Genomic DNA, 17,653 nt, shown 5'->3' on the forward strand with positions numbered 1-17,653 from the left:
CGAGAGCACTGCTCGCAACCGCCTCGGGTGCGGCGCTCCAAAGTGAGAGCACTGCTCACCCGTCACCTCGAGCAACCGTTGACTTTCGGCAGTGGTCGCCCGCTGTCACGGCTTGTAGCTTCGGACCCGTGCGAGAGGTGACGAAACGTAAGTGGCGGGTGGTGCTCGACGTCGCTCTCGGGCTGTTCCTCGCGTTCGTCGTCGCCACGGGCACGGTCGGGTCCGGGTCGTACTGGGAGCTGGCCGGCGGCGTCGCCGTGGTGATCGGGTCGACGGCGACGGCCCGGCGGTACCCGGTCGTCTCGCTCGGCATCGCGCTGGCCGGAGCGCTGGCCGTGCCGTTCCCGTACGGCGACCACGTGCCGGTCTGGGTGGTGTTCGTGCTGGTCGCGATGAGCTACCTGGCCGGGTTGCGGATGACCCGGGCCCGGCCGGGCGTGCTGATCGGCGTCGCCGTCACGGTCCTCGGGCTGCCGCTGGCCCTGTTCGCCGGGCCCGACGGCCTCGGGGACTGGGCCGCGATGGTGGCGATCCTGGTGTTCGCCGGGCTGTCGCCGTGGCTGCTCGGCCGGTACGTCCGCGTGCGCGGCGAGCTCGCCCGCACGGGCTGGCGCCGGGCCGAGGAGATGGAGAGCAGGCAGCGGCTGGTCGCCGAGCAGGCGCGGCTGCGCGAGCGCGCGCGGATCGCCAGCGACATGCACGACTCGCTGGGGCACGAGCTGAGCCTGATCGCGGTCCGCGCCGCCGCGCTGGAGGTCGCGGGCGGCCTCGACGACACCCAGCGCGACGCCGCCGCGCAGCTGCGGACCAGTGCCGCGGCCGCCACCGAGCGGCTGCGGGAGATCATCGGCGTGCTGCGCGAGGACGCCGCGCCGGTGGAACCGGTGCAGGGCGACCCCGGCGAGCTGATCTCGCGCGCCCGGGCCTCCGGCCTGCTCATCGAGTCCACAGTGGACTTGGCTGCGGCACCGCCGATGGTGGCTCGCGCCGCTTACCGCGTCGTGCAGGAAGCCTTGACGAACGTGGCGAAGCACGCGCCGGGCGCCGCCGTGACGGTCCGGGTGGCCAGTACCGGCGCGCGGACCGACGTCAGCGTGGTCAACGCGCCGCCACCCGCCGGGCCGCTGCCCGGGGCCGCGTCCGGGCACGTCGGGCTGATCGGCTTGCGTGAGCGCGTCCGGCTCGCCGGCGGCACGCTGCGGGCCGGCCCGCACGAGGGCGGGTTCGCCGTCACCGCGACGCTGCCGCACGGCGCCGCGCCGGTCGAGCCGCCGGACGCCGCCGCCGATGACGAGACCAGGGAGCCGACGTCGGCCCGGGCCCTCGAGCTGGCGCGGCGCGACGTGCGGCGCAGCCTGATCCTGGCGGTGGCCGTCCCGCTGGTGTTGTTCGGGGCGGTTCTCGCGGTCAGCGGGATCGTGTTCCTCTACGAGTGGAACTCCTCGGAGCTGCCCGGGCCGGTCTACGACGGGCTGCGGCTCGGGCAGTCCCGGGCCGAGGTGGCGCCGCGGCTGCCCGAGCGCCAGCGCATCGCCCGCCCGGTGCGGGGCGAGCCACCGCAGCCGCCGGTGGCCGGCGTCGCGTGCGAGTACTACGGCACCGGGCGGTCGTGGCTCGACAACGACTATGCCGCGTACCGCCTGTGCTTCGCCGATGGCAAGCTGGTCGCCAAGGACAGGTTCGCCGAGGGAGCAACGTGATCAGGGTCGTGCTGGCCGACGACGAAGCGATGATGCGCGCGGGGGTGGCGGCGATCCTCGCTGCGGACCCGGGTATCGAGGTCGTCGCCGAAGCCGCCGACGGTCGTTCGGCCGTTTCGCAGGTACTCGCCACACATCCCGACGTCGTGCTGCTGGACATCCGCATGCCCGGGCTGGACGGCCTGGGCGCGGCGGCGGAGATCCGGCGGCTGCTGCCCGCCACCGGCGTGATCATGCTGACGACGTTCGGCGAGGACGACTACATCGAGCGCGCTTTGGGGCTGGGCGCGGGCGGGTTCCTGCTGAAGTCGGGCGACCCGCGCGAGCTGCTGGCCGGCATCCGCGCGGTCGCCGACGGGGCCGCGTTCCTCTCGCCGAAGGTGGCGCAGCGGGTGATCGCGCGGCTGTCCGGCGGGCAGCTGGTCCGCGCCGCCGCGGCCCGCGAACGGATCGCCGCGTTGACCCCGCGCGAGCGCGAAGTGCTGGCGCTGCTCGGCGCCGGACTGTCCAATGCGGACATCGCGGCGAAGATGTTCGTCGTGGAGGGCACGGTCAAGGCACACGTGAGCACGATCCTGACCCGGCTCGGGGTGAAGAACCGGGTCCAGGCGGCGATCACGGCGTACGAGGCGGGACTGACCGGGGGAGACGCGGCAGCAAAGCCGTGAATGGCACATTGAGAGACTTCAAGTCCCTCAATGTGCCATTCACGGCACGGCTCGAGCGTCAGGCGTCGCGGCGGCGCAGGACCGCCGCCCCCGTCAGCAACGCCGCCGCGGTCCAAGCCGCGCAGATCGCCAAGCCCACCCAAGGCGCATAGGGCGCGGGCGCCATCGTGACCGGGTTGGGCTGCCCGGCCTCGACCATCGCGTTGACCCCGGCGATCCCCGGGAAGTACGGCACCGTCTCCGGCAACCCCAGCGACGCCACGATCAGCGGCAGCGGCACCAGCAGCACGATCACCGACACCAGCGTCCCCGCCGCGCTGCGCAGGGCCCAGCCGATGCCCGTGCACAGCAGTCCCAGCAGCGCGAAGTACCCGCCCATGCCCGACGCCGTCGTGAAGGCCGCTTCAGGAGACGTCGGCAGGCCGTGGCCGTCCTTCACCGCGGCCGCCAGCGCCATTCCCGCGCACGCCAGCAGCACGCCGTACGCGAACAGCACCGGCAGCAGCACCGCCGCCTTCGCCACGACCACCCGTGAACGCACCGGTGTCCACAGCAGCGTCGAACGGATGCCGCCGCCCGCGTACTCGCTCGTCACGAACAGCGTCGCCAGGGCGATCACGGCGAACTGCGTCAAGTAGAAGCCGCCGCCGAGGGCGATCGTGTTCGCGGCTTCCGGGTGGTCGCCATAGCGCTGGGCGATGCCCGACAGCGTGCCGTAGCCCAGCATCAGCGCGGCGCCCGTGAGCAGGCACCACCACGTCGCCCGGACCGACCAGAACTTCGTCCACTCCGCGGCCACCGCTCCGGACAAGCCGCCACGCACCTCGACAGAAGCAGTCATGCCGAAACCCCGTATTCCACCGAAGAAGCGGTCAGTTCCAGGTACGCCTGCTCGAGCGACGCCGTCCGCTCGGCGAGGCCGTGCACGCGGATCCCCAGTTCGTGCACCAGGTCCCCGACGCGGGTGACGTCGAGGCCGTCCACCACCAGCTCGCCCCGCTCACCAGGGTGCGTCAGACCGCCCCCGGCGCGCAGCCGCGCGTCCAAAGAGGAGCGTTCGGCATCGTCCGGGACGCGCACCGACACCGTGGTCCGGGAGTTGCCCGCGATGAACTCCGCGACCGGCGCGTCGGCCAGCAGCCTGCCCTTGCCGATGACGATCAGGTGGTCGGCGGTCAGCTGCATCTCGCTCATCAGGTGGCTCGAGACGAACACCGTCCGTCCCTCGGCCGCCAGCGACCGCATCAGCTGCCGCACCCAGCGGACGCCGTCCGGGTCGAGGCCGTTGACCGGCTCGTCGAACAGCAGCACGCCGGGGTCGCCGAGCAGCGCGCCCGCGATCCCCAGCCGTTGCCCCATGCCGAGCGAAAACTGGCCGGCCCGCTTACCGGCGACGTCGGAGAGCCCGACGGTCGCGAGCACTTCTTCGACGCGGCTCGCCGCGATCCCGTTGCTGCGCGCCATGGCCAGCAGGTGCTTCCCGGCGCCGCGGCCGGGGTGCAGGGCCTTGGCGTCGAGCAGCGCGCCGACTTCGCGCAGCGGGTGCCGCAGCTCGCCGTAACGCCGCCCGCCGACCAGGACTTCGCCGTCCTGCGGGTGGTCGAGCCCGACGGTCATCCGCATGGTCGTCGACTTCCCGGCGCCGTTGGGGCCGAGAAACCCGGTCACCTGCCCCGGTGCGACGTCGCAGGTGAGCGCGTCGACGACGGTCTTCTCCCCGTAGCGCTTCGTGAGTTTTCGAAGCGTGATCATGGTTCCCCTCCCGGTTTCGCCTGTCTCCGGGAGTCTGCGGTTTCCGGGGCACCGGGGGCATCGGACGACGGTCGCGGACCGTCCCCGACTTTCGGCAGGGGTCAGGTCCGCGGTTTTTCCGCGGCCACTCTCGTCCAGGTGGTCAGCTCGCCCTGTTCGATGCGCGTCACGGCCCGGACGAGGGTTTCTTCCCGGGTCGCCGCGTCGGCGTACGGTTCCGCGCCGATGTGGTAGAGCCGCCGCTCGGCGTCGATCGCTTCGCGGGCGGTGCTGTAGCGCAGGTAGTTGTCCTGCCAGTGGAACACCGACCGGAGGCCCGAACCGACGACGAGCACCGCGCCGATGATCGCCAGGGGCACCGTGCTCGTGGCACTGATCGCGGCGATGACGGGGATGCTGGCCGACAGCGCGAGCATCCCCACCTCGGACACCTTGTACCACCGGCGGGACCGGATGGCGTGCGACCGGTACCAGTCGTAGGAGGCGTCGGCGATCGCGAGCCCCCGGCCTGGTTCGGGGCGCTCGGCGGGAACCGGGTCGTCCATCGGACCTCCCTGTCGCACTGGTCAGCGGCCCGCGTACCGGAGCAGCCGCAATCCTTCCAGACGCACGGCTTGGGGGTAAATGGTCCGGTAGATGGCGCAGTTGGGCGAGCGGACGTCGAACCGGCCGGTGGCGCGGAAGGTCGCCGCGGCGCAGCCGCCGGAACACCAGTGGCGCCACGTGCAGTCGCGGCAGCCTTGCTTGTCCTCGACGAGCAGGTTCCGGATCCCGCGCGAGTCGTCGCGGACGGCCAGCACCGGGTCCACGGTCCGCACGTTGCCGAGCGTGTCGCCGATTTCCATGTGGCACTTGGCGATTCCGCCGCGCTGGTCGATCACGACGTAGTCGTCGCCGACGCCACAGGCGCGACGGCGGGGCGCGAGCAGCTGGCCCCGGTCCAGCACGCACCCCAGGACGCTCCACCGGGGCAGGTTTTCCTCGATCTCCGCGAACGCCGCTTCGAGGCCCGCGAGCATCGCCTTCTCTTCGTACTGGAGGTCGGCCACGGCCGACGAGCAGTCGTTGTCCCGGAAGAAGTTGAAGCTGAAGGTCAGGTCCCGCTCGAGAGCGAACCGGACGACCGGGCCGACCGCGTCGACGTTCCGGCTGGTGATGGTGATCGAGATGTGCGGCCGGACGCCGGCCTCGAGCAACCGGCCGACGGTGCGGAGCACGAGGTGCGACGACCCCCGCCCGCCCACCGTGGGACGCTGGGCGTCGTGGGCCTCGCCGATGCCGTCGAGCGAGATCATCACCGCGATCCCGTGCTCGGTCAGCGCCGCCGCCAGCCGCCTGCCGATCGCGACGCCGTTGCTGAGCAGGACCGCGCTGAGCGTCAAGCCGGCCGCGTCACACCGTTCCCGCGCGTACTGGTGGAGATCCAGCAGGACGTCGGCGTTGAGGCTCGCCTCGCCGCCGGCGTATTTGAGGCGCAGCGCCGAAAATCCGTTCCGGACCGCCGAGCGGACGAGGGCGTCGACGGAATCCCGCCCGGTGTCCCGGGTCATGGCGTCGTCGGACTTGCTGACGTAGCAGTACGGGCACTTCAGGTTGCACTTGTTCGTGACGTGCAGCCAGGCGGTCAGTTGCCGGCTTTCCGCGAACCGGGGATCCGGGGGTGCGCCCGCGGGGTGCAGCAGGTCGTGCGCGAAAAGGTGGCGCACGGCCGCTTCCGCCGATTCGTCGCCGAATCCCGACGCCGCGATCCCGCCGAACTCCAGGGGTGTGGCGAAAAGGTCGAGAAGGGCGCGTCCCCGCCGGTTGACGATCAGCACCCCGCCGTTCCCGTCCGGGTTGAACAACGCGGTGTGCTCGTCGTCGACCGGGCATTCCACGATCTCCCGCGCGCGCACGAGCGGGCCGCCGGGTGGTTCGGCGGCCGCCCGGACGGCGCTCCCACCACTCGGCGGGCAGGCGCAGTCCTCGCAGCTGTGGACGAGCAGCTCCTGCGCTCCCGGAATGTCCGAACCGGACAGTGCGACAGCGCGCTGGTCGCTGGAATGCATCGCGAAACCCTCTCACTGGCCGGACGACCCGGAACACGCGGGTGGTCTTAGTACAGTTGTTCGAGTCTAGCCAGCAAGGAAGTCGATCGGCTTTTCGTGGACCAGTCCTCGCGCAATCTGGCGTACCACCGGACCTGCGTTTCGGTGCTGAGCAGCGAGAAGAGCTGGTGGAATCTTTCGAACTCGCTCGCGATGGCGGCGGCGCCGTGCGAACCCACCCGGCGATCCGCGAGGATGCGGAAACCCACGGAATAGTGGGTCAAGGCGTCGTCGAGCGTCTCCGACGCGGTGCCGTCGAGATTGTCGTGCAGGATCAGGTGACCTTGGAGCAGTTCCCAGCGGGCCTCGAGATCGGTGTAGTCGTATTCCTCGATCGCGCGCTCGATGTCGGCCACCCGCGATCTGATGAGGGCACGGTAGCGCGGGTCCCGGGTGCGGGTCCAGACCTCGTAGACGAGCTCCATGTACTCGATGAGGCCGGCCGAGACGAACCAGCCGTCGGCGACCCTCGTGGCTTCGGTGACCGACTTGTCGAGGTAGTCGAGACCCGTGTCGGGGTCTTCGTCCCCGAAGATCCGCCCGGCGCGGTTGAGAGCGGAGGGGTACCACCTGATCGCGTAGTCGCGGCAGATCTCCAGGGAGCGCAGGATGATCTGCTTGGCCTGCGTGACCGGATCGGGGAGCAGTTCGTACCCGGACTGGTGGGCCTGGAAGAGGCAGATCGCCTGTTCCTGGAGGATCATCCCGATCCACGGCCAGTTACGCAGAGTCGAGAAGCATGTCTCCGCCTGGGCATAGGATTTCCACGCCAGAGTGAACTTGCGTTCGTAGCGGTAGATCTCGCCCGACACGCTGTAGGAAACCGCGAGCTGGTGGTCCGAACCCAGCCGCCGCCGCACGGCGATCGCGGCTTCGATCAGGTTGCGGGCGTCGTCGTACTGACCGTGCAGGGCACGCAGGTACGCCCAGTTCGCCTGGATGGACGCGAGCTCTTCGCGGTCGGCGCTCGGACGGCCGGGGCCGACGACGGCGGCGATGACCTCGTAGGCCGAGTGGTAGTACGTGTCGGCCTGCTGCCACCGGCCGAGGTTCCTCGTGTAGTACCCGAGTTCCTTGTACGCCTGGGCCCGCCGGTGCTCCCGGTCCGGTGACGGCAGGCCGTCCGTGTACTCCAGCGCCAGATCGAAGTGGTGCTTGGCCAGCTCGACCTCGCCCGGGATGCCCATCCAGGCGTTGCCGCGCTCGTTCGCCAGCCGGTACCGCAGGTCCGCGTCGGCCTGGTCCTCCGGCAGCCGGTCGAGCAGCGACAACGCGGCCCTGGGCTGGGCGTTGTTGGTGAGGAACTGCGCGATCCTGATCCCGATGTCGAGGTACCGCAGCGGTGTCGTGACCAGCCAGGAGCGGAACCGCTCGATGACCACCCCGACGGCGTCCTCCAGCAGCGCCGTTTCCGAAGCCGGCGGCAGGAACCGCTCGAGCTCGTGGCACGCCAGCTCCTGGAAGTGCAGGTCGTGCTGGGCGGCGGCGGTGCTGAAGGTCTCGAGGAACAGCTCGGTGCCGCCTTCGAAGTCGCTCAGCAGCCGGTAGTACAGCGCGGCGGTGCGGAGCTGGTCGAACTCGCGTTTCCGGATGTCCAGCTCCGCGACCCGGCGGAACACGGCGTTGTCGGGGTCCTCGCCGGTGTCGAAGACGGTGGAAAGCTCGCCCACCACGGCCTCGTACTCGGCGCCGACCAGGCTTTCGTAGGCGTCGGACGCCCGCCGCCACATCTGGTGGCGCCACGTTTCGTCCAGGTCGTGCAGCGGGATCAGCCGCAGGCACAGCTCTTCGGCGAGGGCGTCGTGCAGGGTGACGTACCGGGCGTTGGCCCGGCGGCGGATCCAGGGGCGGCGGCACAGTTCCGTCCACGCCTGGTCCCAGTCGCCGACGCCGTCGGGGAGGTCCTGGTCGTCCATCAGGCGGCCCCACACCCGCTGGTCGATGCTGTGGCGGACGACCGCGAGGCGTTTGATCGCCTCCGACCAGAAGTTCGCGCTGCGGTAGGGGGTGACCAGGCGGCGCCGGAAGTTCTCGCGCAGCGGACCGTCGCACGGCCCCTCTTCGGCCATTTCCGGCGGCGGATCGCGTCTCTGCAGGTAGTCGACGGCGAGGGCGAGCCAGAGCGGGTGTCCCGCCGTCAGGTCGGCCAGGTGTTCCTTCTGCTCCGCGGTGAGCGAATCGCCGAGCACGCTCGCGTCGAGGAAACCGACGGCGTCTTCGTGGCCGAAGCCGTGCAGCTCCATCTCCGTCACCGGGAGCGGGTTGCGGGGGTCGTCGAGGTGTTCGCGGATGGGGTCGCGCCCGCCCCAGCCGGTCGCCGGCCGTCCCGACAGGACGAACAGGGTGGCCGGGAGCCGGCGCATCCACTGGGTGAGGGTGATCAGCAGGTACGTGCTGCGGATCGTCTCGACGGTGTCGAGGGTGATGACCACGGTCGCGCCGGTCTTCTCGACGAAGTCCGTGTAGCACTGCACGAACAGCTCGCGCATGCGCCGGTGGTGGCTGGCGATGGTGTCCCGGCCGATCCGGCGGGCCGAGTACTGCGGCAGCTGGGACAGGTAGGTGAGGAAGGGGCTGAAGAAGACCGCTTCGGGATCCAGCTCTTCGGCGACGACGCGCTGCAGGTTCTCCAGCAGCCAGAACTCGGAGTCGTCGATGTCGATCGGCGTGATCCAGTGCGTGTGGCGGTCCGGGCCGCCGCGGCGGGCCAGCGCGCGGACCATCTTCGTCTTCCCCACCCCGCCGACGCCGTAGATCAGCAGGACGCCGCTGTGGCGGGTGGACCGCACCCGGGCCACCTCGGCCAGGAGCTCGGCTTCCTCCCGGCGCGGCACGTAGTCGGTGACGGGCATCGGCTGCATCAGCCACCTCCGGAGATGGTCTCGCCGAGCGTGCGGACGACGTCGTCGAACAGGCCTTCGTCGGAGCGCAGGAGCGAGGCGAACTCGAAGTCGGCGCCCAGCTTCTGGGTGACGTACCGGCTGAACTCCGCCGGGCCGAACCGTTCCGGCCTGCCGAACGCGGCCGACAGCTCGACCGTGGCGGCCAGCAGCTTCGGCCGCAGGTCCCGGTGCTCTTCCAGCCGGAGTTTCGTGGCTTCGTGCCACAGGCATTCGATCAGCACCACGCCCTGTTCGACGCCGGCGGGCGTCACCGCCCACTTCTCGTAGAACTCCCGTGCCGTCACGTGCACGCCGAGCCGCGCCCGGGTGTCCGGGTGGTAGTACCGGTACAGCAGCCGCCGGATGGGCGGGTTGAGGACCTGCCACAGCTCCTCCGACGGGCTCGCCAGCAGCGCGGTCCGGCTCATCGCCTCCCACAGCCCGGTCTCGTCCCAGCCGGCGGCGCGCAGCGCGTCCGCGAGTTCGACGTCGTGCTCGATGTGGTGGCGCAGGTGCGACTGCGTGAAGATGCGGTAGGGGACGATCGCCCGCAACGTCAGCTCGAGCGCCTTCTTGCGGGCGGAGAGCTGATCCCCGCCGAACGGGAGCAGGCTGTCGGCGGCCAGCAGGTCTTCGCTGATGTACGGGCGGGCGACGGTGTCGAAGACGCCCTGGTGGCCGTTTTCGCAGTCGGCGAGCCGCATGAACGCGGTCTCCTCCGCCCATTGGAGTCCCTTGACCAGCAGCGCCGGCAGGCCCTCGCTCAGCTGGTGGAGCCCTTCGGCCCAGCGGTTCAGCCGGTCGGCGCCGAAGCTCCGCTTGAACTCGTGCAGGGCCTGCCGGACGACGCTGACGGTGAACTCGGTCAGCGGGAGCACCTGGAAGAGCACCGACGAGCCGCCCGAACTGCGGAAGCCCTGCCATTCGTCCTGCCGCCGCGTCCCGACCACCACGCTCATCCGGGTGTTTTCGTTGCCGCTGTCGCCGACGAGCTTGTAGATCTCCGTCAGCTCCCGGCGCAGCTGGTGCGCGGCCGGCTGTTCCAGCAGTTCGGCGCTGTCGAGCAGGAAGAGCTGGTGGCACGAGCGGTTGCTCACGACCGCCGCGGCCCGGTAACGGTCGTCTTCGGTGAAGGAACCGGCGGGTTCGGCCACGTCCAGGAGCTGGCACAGCACCTTGGCCCAGTCGGCGCGGTAGCCGGCGGGGAGGTTGCGCAGGTCGATCAGCCGGGCGCGCCAGTCCCCTTCCTGGAGCTCCCAGAGCAGCCGGTGGAGGAACCACGACTTCCCCATCCGCGGCGGGGAGACGACCAGCCAGAAGTCGTCCGTGCCGGTGGTGCCGAGGGTGGTCCGGATGCGCGTGAGCTCGTCGGTGCGGTTGCGGAAGACGTTCGGCGGTGTCCCGTTGGTGCCGCCTCCGGACGGCGCCGGCCGTTCCCGTTCCAGCACGGCCAGCGCGCGGTGCAGTTTCTGGTCGTCGACCGGTGCCTTCAGGTCGACCCAGGCGTAGGTGCGCAGGAACCCGGTTCCGTCGGTTTTCGTCGGAACGACCTCGAAGACGTAGACGAACTGCCGTTTCAGCTGGGTTTCGCGGTGAAAGGCGACGTCGCGTTCCCGGGCGCACCACGGCGAGGCGAGGGCGGCCGGGGAAATCAGCGCCACGAAGACGTCGGCCTTTTCGATCTCGGACTGGAGCCGTTCGACGAACCGCTCGGCCTGGTTTTCGGGATCTTCCCAGCGGAAGACTTCGGCGCCCGAGGCGCGGAGCCGTTCGGCGACCCGGCCGGCCACGTCGGCGTCCTCTTCGGCGTAGCTGAGGAAAACCCGGGTCACCGGCTCACCCCGTGCCGCTCGCCCGCCCTCGCCGTCGCCACCGTACCTCCCTCTGCCCGGGTGCCCCGGGCCCCGTGCCGCCCATCGAAGTCGCGCGGGGGGTGTTCCACGTTACCGAAGGGAACCGTTTCGATACAGACCGGTGATCGGGGCCGAGTCCGGGTCAGCCGCGGCGGCGGGTGTGCCGGGTCGGGACGGCGGTGGCGGGATCCTCCGGCCACGGGTGCTTCGGGTAGCGGCCGCGCAGGTCGGCGCGCACCGCCGGGTAGCCGCTCGTCCAGAAGGACCCGAGGTCGGCGGTGATCGCCGCCGGGCGGCCGGCCGGGGAGAGCAGGTGCAGCACGACCGGGACACCGGCGATCGCCGATGTTTCGTTCCAGCCGAAGGTTTCCTGGAGTTTCACGGCCAGGACGGGCTGGTCGCCGCGGTAGTCGACGCGGATGCGGGAGCCCGACGGGACTTCGAGGCGGTCGGGGGCGAGGTCGTCCAGCTTGGCGGCTTCCGGCCAGGGAAGGAGGGCCTTCAACGCCGTGCCCGCGTCGATGGCGGCGAGATCGGCTTTCCGGCGGGCACCGCCGAGATTGAGCCAGCTGTCCACATCGGACAGCAAGGTGGCGTCGTCCACCGCCGGCCACGGTTTCCCGAGTGCCCGGTGGAGGAACGCCATTCGCTCCCGGAGGCGAGTCGCGGTCTCGCTCCACTTCAGGAGGCCGAGACCGTTCTCGCGGAGACCGGTCACGAGAGCGTCGCGGACGTCGGCGTTCTTGAGCGGCTTCTCGGACAGGGTGATGGCACCGAGCCTGCGGACGCGCCGCGCGACGACGTCGCCGTCCCAAGTGACTTCGTCCACTTCGGACAGAAGGGTGGGTGCGGCCCGGATGGCCAGGCGCTCGTCGGCTGCCGCGGCGAGGCGGATGGTGCCGTGCGCGCGGCCGGGATCACGGGTGGCTTCGGCGATCGCCAGCCATTCGGCGTCGAGCCCGCTGCCGGCCGGGAGCTCGGCCGCGGTGCCCCCGGCCATGAGATAGACGGGAGCGCCGCCCGGACGGCGCCGGGCGAGCCGTTCGGGATGGGCGAGGGCGACGACCAGCGCGGGATCCCGCTTTCCTTCGCCGGTCACGAGCTTGGCGAGGCGTTGCGCTTCGCGTTTCCAGCGGCGCGCGCCCTCGTCTCCCGCCGAGCGCAGCCGGCGCAGCTCCGCCTCCACGTCGGTCAGCGTGCCGCCCGCGTCCAGCAGCGCCACCACTTCCGCCGCGTTCTGGGCGCCCACTTCCGAAGCGCCGTCCAGCAACGCCCGGGCCAGCCGCGGGTGCAGGCCCAGCTCGGCCATCCGCCGTCCGCGTGGGGTGACCGCTCCCGAAGCGTCCGTCGCGCCGAGCGTCGCCAGCAACGACCGCCCCGCCGCCAGCGCGCCCTCGCCCGGCGGGTCCCACCAGGACAGGCCGCTGCCGTCGGGGGTCGACCAGCACGCCAGCTCCAAGGCCAGCCGGGCCAGCTCGGCCGTGCGGATCTCCGGCTCGGGGTACGCCGGCAACGTCGCCTGCTCGTGCTGCGCCCAGCAGCGATAAGCCTGCCCGGGCGCCTCCCGGCCCGCGCGGCCGGAACGTTGCGCGGCCACCGCCGCCGACACCCGCACCGTGGCCAGGCCGGGCAGCCCGCGCCGGTGGTCGACCCGCGGCACGCGCGCCAGCCCGGAATCCACGACCGCGCGCACGCCCGGCACCGTCAGGCTCGACTCCGCCACCGCCGTCGCCAGCACGACCCGGCGCCGGTCACGCGGCCGCAGCGCGTCGTCCTGGTGCGCCGCCGACAGCCTCCCGTGCAGCGGTAAGACGTCCACATCAGACATTCGCAGCAGTCCCGAAGTCCGTGCGATCTCGCCCGCTCCAGGCAGGAAAGCGAGCACGTCACCGTCCCCTTCGGACAGTGCCGTCCGCACCGCGCGCGCCACCGTGGCCTCGACGCGCTCGCCGCGCGCGGGCGGCAGGTACGAGAAGGTCACCGGGTAGGTCCGCGCGGTCGCCGTCACGACCGGGGCGTCGCCGAGCAGGGCCGCGAGCCGTCCGGACGCGACCGTCGCCGACGTCGCCAGCAGCCGGAGGTCCTCGCGCAGCCCGGCGCGGACGTCGAGGAGCAGCGCGAGCAGCAGGTCCGCGTCCAGGTGCCGCTCGTGGCACTCGTCGAGCAGGACCGTCGAGACGCCGGGCAGCTCCGGGTCGCCCTGCACGCGCCGCACCAGCAGCCCCGACGTCACCACCTCGATCCGGGTCCGCGAGGACACCTTGCGGTCGCCGCGCACGGCGTACCCGACGGTTTCGCCGACCGGCTCCCCGAGGATCGCCGCCATTCGCGCCGCCGCGGCCCGCGCCGCCAGCCGCCGCGGCTCGGCGACCACGACCCGGCCTTCACCGGCCGAAGCCAGTGCCAGCGGGACCAGCGTCGTTTTTCCCGTGCCGGGCGGCGCGACGAGTACCGCGGCGCCGTGCGCGTCGAGCGCGGCGACGACGTCGGGCAGCACGGACCGGACCGGCAGGTCGGGGAGCTTCACTTCCGGGTGACCTCGGGGGGTGCGGGCAGCTGGTAGCCGGACGGGCCGATGTTCGCGTTGAGCGAGCGCAGCCATTCACCGGAGGAGATCATCCTCCGGATCGCGTCGTCGACCGCGGACACACCCTGGGTGTCACCCTTGCGCAGGCCGATGCCGTAGTTCTCCTTCGAAAACGGCTTCCCGACGACCTTCAGCAGCTCCGGGTCGCGCGTGACGTAGCCGGCCAGGATGACCGCGTCCGTGGTGACCGCGTCGATCTGCCCGGCGAGCAGCGCGGTCACGCAGTCGGAGTACCGCGGGTACTCGACCAGCTGGACGGCCTGGGCGAACTTGTCCTTCACCTGCTGGGCCGGCGTCGAGCCGGTGACCGAGCACAGCCGCCGCCCGTTGAGCGCCTCCGGGCCGCTGATGTCGGCCGACGTCCGGCGGACCAGCAGGTCCTGGCCGGTGGTGAAGTACGGGCCGGCGAACGCCACGAGCTGCTTGCGCTTGTCGGTGATCGAGTACGTCGCCACGACCAGGTCGACCGCACCGGAGGTGAGGTCCGTTTCGCGCGTCGCCGACGTCGTCTCGCGCCAGGTGATGTCTTTCGCCGCGACGCCCAGTTCCGAAGCCACGAAAGTGGCGACATCGACGTCGAACCCGACGAACCGGCCGTCCACGGTGTGCTCCGAAAGCCCCGGCGAGTCGAACCGGATACCGATGGTCAGGTGATCCGTGGCACTCGCCCGGGTGACCACCGAATCGGTGGGCGAGACCCGGCTCGGCCCGCACGCCGACACCGTGACCAGGAGCAACGCCGAGCCGAGGAGCGCGCGCCACCGCATCCAGCCGCTCCCTCCGCCGCTGTCCTGCTTCACGAAGTTCTCAGGTCCCCCCGATAGCCTAAGTGTGTGGTGCGACCGTCCCAACCCGTGCTGAACACCGTCGGCACGCTCGCCCGGCTCGGGCTGGCGGCCGTCTGGCTCGTTTCCGGTGCGCTGAAGCTGGCGGATCCCGGGCAGACGCTGATCGCCGTGCAGGCGTACGACGTGCTGCCGGACGCACTCGAAAACGTGGTGGCCATCGCGCTGCCGCTGGTCGAACTCGTGCTCGGGCTGTTCCTGCTCGCGGGTCTGGCGACCCGGTGGGCCGCCGGTGCTGCGCTGGGGCTGCTGCTCGTGCTCATCGCCGGGATCGCCCAATCGTGGGCGCGCGGCCTGAGCATCGACTGCGGGTGCTTCGGCGGCGGGGGCCAGGTGGCGGCGGGGCAGACGGCGTACCCGCAGGAGATCCTCCGCGACACGGGGTTCGCGCTGCTGGCCGCCTGGCTGCTGGCGCGGCCGCGCACCTGGCTGTCGATCGACGGCTGGCTGGCGCGAGGTCGCGGGAACTCGGGCGAGCCCGAACACGACTACTCGGGTATCGCGGAAGGGGACTGATCACAGTGGGTGGAGCTGAGCGGACCGCTCGGAAGCGTCGTCAGGCCGCACAGGCCGGTCCGAAGGTGGTCGCGCAGGCCAGGGGGGCGTCCGGCGACCGGCGGAAGTGGATCATCGGGATCGGCGCCGTGGTCGTCGTGGCCGCGCTCGTCATCGGCGGCGTGCTCTGGACGATCTCGGACCGGAACAAAACCAAGGGGCAGATCATCAACCCCGGCGAGACGACGAGCGCGCCGGCTTCGGGCGTCACGCAGAAGCGCGACGGCGTGGTCGTCACCGTGGGCAAGACCGGCGCCAAGGCCTCGATCGACGTCTACGCCGACTTCCTGTGCCCGATCTGCGGCGAGTTCGAGAAGCAGTACAAGAGCGAGATCGAGCAAGCCGTCAACGACGGCAAGCTGCAGGTGCGCTACCACATGGTGCCGCTGCTCAACCAGCGTTCCAGCCCGCCGGGCTACTCGCTCGACTCGGCGAACGCGGCGCTGGCCGCGGCCGACGCCGGCAAGTTCCTCCAGTTCCACGACGCGCTGTTCGCCAACCAGCCCGAAGAGGGCAAGCGCGGCTACGACAAGACGCAGCTGATCGAACTCGGCAAGAACGTCGGGATCACCGACCCGGCGTTCGCCCAGACCGTCAACGCCGGCACCTACGACCAGCAGGTCGACGCCGCGTTCCAGCAGATCGAAAACGACCCGAAGCTGGCGCAGGACTTCGGCAGCGGGCAGCGCGGTTTCGGCACGCCGACGGTCACCGCGAACGGCTCGGTCGTGTCCTGGCAGGACCCGGACTGGCTCAAGAAGGTCCTCGGCTGACTCCGGGCAATTCGCCCACTCGGGTACGGACCGTGGACTAGGCTGAATTCCGCAAAAGGGGAACCGGGGGTGCCGCGCGCACGTCGCACCGCCGGTGACAGGGAGGGCCAGTGGACGGTTCGCATTCGGGGTTTCACGTCGACGACGGCGCGTACACACGCTACGCGCGTGAAGTCGACCCGCTCGGTGAAGACGTCAAGGGCGCGGCCGAGAAGCACGTCGGCCCGCACGTGACGCTCGACGGGCACGGGTTCTCGGAAATGGGCGGCGAGTCCGGCTTCTCCGGGGCTTACAGCGGCCGGATGCGTGCGCTGCAGGAGAAGCTGCACCGCGTCGGCGGCGGCTGGCGGCAGGTCGGCGAAGCCGCTCGGCAGACCGACCGCAACTACACGGCGGTCGAAGCCGAGCACGGCGACGTCGTCCGGCGGCTCGGTGGCGACGCGTGACCGAGCACACCGACCAGCTCGTCCGGCACGGCCTGGACCACACGAACCAGTTCGCGCGGAAGCTGCGGCACGACCCGGCCGCCATCACCGGCGCGCGGGACGCCCACGTCGCCCTCCAGACGTCGGTGGGGCAGACCCGCGACCACGCCTCCACCCAGCGCGTCACCCTCGCTTCCGCCAGTTCCGGCTCGACGACCGACCGCGCCACCGCGACGTCGGAGAACCTGGAGAAAGAGGTCCAGGACCTCCTCGACGAGAGCGCCGAGATCGAGAAGGCCGTCTCCGAGGCGGCCGAGACGCTGCACGTCGGCGAGATCAAGAACGACCAGGTCCGCGACCGGATCATCAAGGAGATTTCGGCGTCGATGAAGGCGCTGGAAGCGGTGAAGACCATCCAGCCGCCGGAAAGCCGCGCGGCCGCGTCGCGCGACATCCTGATGAAGCTGCAGACGAAGATCGGTCAGCTGACCGGCCAGGCCGCGACGTTCAGCGAGCAGACGATCAACCAGCTCACCGACATCGGCACCCGGCTCGGCGGCGAGCAGACGACGTCGGCTTCGTCCGCCTCGCCCTCGACGAAGGTCGGTTCGTCGTTCAACAGCAACAGTGGCTACTCCGGCGGCGGCTCGGACGGCGGGGGCGGCGGCGGTGGGGGAGGCGGCGGTGGCGGCGGCACCGTGCACAAGCCGCGGCTGCCGGTCGCGATCCCGCCGCAGCCCGGCTCGGGCGTCGCGATCAACCTGCCCGGCGGCAAGCAGGTCATGGCGCCGAACGAGACCGCGGCCAAGGCCGTGCGCAACGCGCTTTCGCAGCTCGGCGTGCCGTACGTCTGGGGCGGGACAGCGCGGGGCGTCGGCCTGGACTGCAGCGGGCTGACGATGACGTCGTACCAGGACGCGGGGCTGCAGCTGCCGCGGACGGCGGCGCAGCAGACGGTCGGGGCCGAGGTGCCCTCGATCGACCAGCTGCTGCCCGGCGACCTCGTCGTATGGTCCGGCCACGTGGCGATGGTGATCGGCGACGGCCAGATGGTCGAGGCCGGCGACCCGGTGCAGATCAGCAAGATCCGCACCACGAACGCGGGGCAGTCGTTCATCGGCTTCTACCGTCCGACGGGGTGATTCCTTGACTGACTTCGACATCGAGCTGGCTTCCGCCCGGATCGCCGAGCAGGCATCGCGCGCGGGCACGGAGGTCTCGGCGCGCCTGGCCCGGTCCGGCCCGGTGGTGGGCAAGGCGGAGGCCGACGGCATCGAGGTCCAGGTCGCGCCGGGCGGGCTGCTGACCGGCGTGACGATCCACCGGTCGGCGCTGCGGCACGGGTCGGCGGTGATCGCCGACCGGATCTTCGAGCTGGCCCAGCGCGCGACCCGGCGCGCGGGTGATCGCATGTACCACGCGCTGGCTCCGGTCGTGGACGCGTCGCAGCTGGAAACCCTGGGCTACGAGGCGATCCCGGACGACGACCCGGACGCCGAGACCTACTCGTACGGAAGGTGACCGAG

15 protein-coding genes are annotated in these 17,653 nt (G+C 71.2%); 7 read left to right on the forward strand and 8 right to left on the reverse strand.

Annotated features, from left to right (window positions below; genetic code table 11):
• Positions 1–128: 128 nt before the first annotated feature.
• Complete coding sequence (locus A3CE_RS0129795; protein WP_026469003.1) at positions 129–1,700, forward strand: sensor histidine kinase; 1,572 nt, start codon at positions 129–131, stop codon at positions 1,698–1,700.
• A complete protein-coding gene (locus tag A3CE_RS0129800; RefSeq protein ID WP_020643759.1) occupies positions 1,697–2,368 on the forward strand; it encodes a response regulator transcription factor in 672 nt (223 codons plus the stop codon). Before A3CE_RS0129795 ends, A3CE_RS0129800 begins: the two co-directional genes overlap by 4 nt.
• Before the next feature lie 58 nt (positions 2,369–2,426).
• Here the strand turns inward: A3CE_RS0129800 and A3CE_RS0129805 are convergent, their stop codons facing one another.
• The 8 genes from A3CE_RS0129805 to A3CE_RS0129840 form a co-directional block, all read right to left on the reverse strand.
• Positions 2,427–3,209: an ABC transporter integral membrane protein gene (locus A3CE_RS0129805; RefSeq protein WP_043791142.1), complete on the reverse strand. Its 783-nt coding sequence runs from the start codon at positions 3,207–3,209 to the stop codon at positions 2,427–2,429.
• The gene (locus A3CE_RS0129810; protein ID WP_020643761.1) at positions 3,206–4,120 is read right to left on the reverse strand and encodes an ATP-binding cassette domain-containing protein; all 915 of its coding nucleotides are present in this window, start codon (positions 4,118–4,120) and stop codon (positions 3,206–3,208) included. The genes A3CE_RS0129805 and A3CE_RS0129810 overlap by 4 nt, the downstream gene beginning before the upstream one ends.
• 101 nt (positions 4,121–4,221) lie before the next feature.
• A complete protein-coding gene (locus tag A3CE_RS0129815) occupies positions 4,222–4,665 on the reverse strand; it encodes a DUF4231 domain-containing protein (RefSeq protein ID WP_020643762.1) in 444 nt (147 codons plus the stop codon).
• Positions 4,666–4,686: 21 nt separating this feature from the next.
• Positions 4,687–6,168, reverse strand: a complete 1,482-nt coding sequence (locus tag A3CE_RS51780; protein WP_020643763.1) for a radical SAM/SPASM domain-containing protein — start codon at positions 6,166–6,168, stop codon at positions 4,687–4,689.
• Positions 6,169–6,215: 47 nt separating this feature from the next.
• The gene (locus tag A3CE_RS0129825) at positions 6,216–9,068 is read right to left on the reverse strand and encodes a tetratricopeptide repeat protein (protein WP_020643764.1); all 2,853 of its coding nucleotides are present in this window, start codon (positions 9,066–9,068) and stop codon (positions 6,216–6,218) included.
• On the reverse strand, positions 9,068–10,921 hold the full coding sequence (locus A3CE_RS0129830; RefSeq protein ID WP_020643765.1) for a TIR domain-containing protein: 1,854 nt from the start codon (positions 10,919–10,921) through the stop codon (positions 9,068–9,070). The genes A3CE_RS0129825 and A3CE_RS0129830 overlap by 1 nt, the downstream gene beginning before the upstream one ends.
• 163 nt (positions 10,922–11,084) lie before the next feature.
• Entirely contained in the window at positions 11,085–13,469 is a 2,385-nt protein-coding gene (hrpB, locus tag A3CE_RS0129835; RefSeq protein WP_020643766.1) for an ATP-dependent helicase HrpB, read from the reverse strand.
• On the reverse strand, positions 13,466–14,296 hold the full coding sequence (locus A3CE_RS0129840; RefSeq protein ID WP_020643767.1) for a glutamate ABC transporter substrate-binding protein: 831 nt from the start codon (positions 14,294–14,296) through the stop codon (positions 13,466–13,468). Before A3CE_RS0129840 ends, hrpB begins: the two co-directional genes overlap by 4 nt.
• Positions 14,297–14,383: 87 nt before the next feature.
• Here A3CE_RS0129840 and A3CE_RS0129845 point away from each other — a divergent pair, with 87 nt between their 5' ends.
• From A3CE_RS0129845 to A3CE_RS0129865, 5 genes are all read left to right on the forward strand, one after another.
• The gene (locus A3CE_RS0129845) at positions 14,384–14,890 is read left to right on the forward strand and encodes a MauE/DoxX family redox-associated membrane protein (protein WP_020643768.1); all 507 of its coding nucleotides are present in this window, start codon (positions 14,384–14,386) and stop codon (positions 14,888–14,890) included.
• Between the two features lie 65 nt (positions 14,891–14,955).
• The gene (locus A3CE_RS0129850) at positions 14,956–15,702 is read left to right on the forward strand and encodes a DsbA family protein (protein WP_020643769.1); all 747 of its coding nucleotides are present in this window, start codon (positions 14,956–14,958) and stop codon (positions 15,700–15,702) included.
• Between the two features lie 110 nt (positions 15,703–15,812).
• Complete coding sequence (locus A3CE_RS0129855; protein ID WP_020643770.1) at positions 15,813–16,148, forward strand: hypothetical protein; 336 nt, start codon at positions 15,813–15,815, stop codon at positions 16,146–16,148.
• Positions 16,145–17,269, forward strand: a complete 1,125-nt coding sequence (locus tag A3CE_RS0129860; protein WP_020643771.1) for a C40 family peptidase — start codon at positions 16,145–16,147, stop codon at positions 17,267–17,269. Before A3CE_RS0129855 ends, A3CE_RS0129860 begins: the two co-directional genes overlap by 4 nt.
• Positions 17,270–17,273: 4 nt before the next feature.
• Entirely contained in the window at positions 17,274–17,648 is a 375-nt protein-coding gene (locus A3CE_RS0129865) for a hypothetical protein (RefSeq protein WP_020643772.1), read from the forward strand.
• The last annotated feature ends 5 nt before the right edge of the window (positions 17,649–17,653 follow it).

The sequence above is a fragment of the Amycolatopsis balhimycina FH 1894 genome (assembly GCF_000384295.1).
GTDB lineage: Bacteria > Actinomycetota > Actinomycetes > Mycobacteriales > Pseudonocardiaceae > Amycolatopsis > Amycolatopsis balhimycina.

Coding starts and splice junctions, on each gene's coding strand:
- A3CE_RS0129815 (WP_020643762.1), bottom strand. CDS start 4,665: ATGGACGACCCGGTTCCCGCCGAGCGCCCCGAACCAGGCCGGGGGCTC.
- A3CE_RS0129825 (WP_020643764.1), bottom strand. CDS start 9,068: ATGCAGCCGATGCCCGTCACCGACTACGTGCCGCGCCGGGAGGAAGCC.
- A3CE_RS0129840 (WP_020643767.1), bottom strand. CDS start 14,296: ATGCGGTGGCGCGCGCTCCTCGGCTCGGCGTTGCTCCTGGTCACGGTG.
- A3CE_RS0129805 (WP_043791142.1), bottom strand. CDS start 3,209: ATGACTGCTTCTGTCGAGGTGCGTGGCGGCTTGTCCGGAGCGGTGGCC.
- A3CE_RS51780 (WP_020643763.1), bottom strand. CDS start 6,168: ATGCATTCCAGCGACCAGCGCGCTGTCGCACTGTCCGGTTCGGACATT.
- A3CE_RS0129810 (WP_020643761.1), bottom strand. CDS start 4,120: ATGATCACGCTTCGAAAACTCACGAAGCGCTACGGGGAGAAGACCGTC.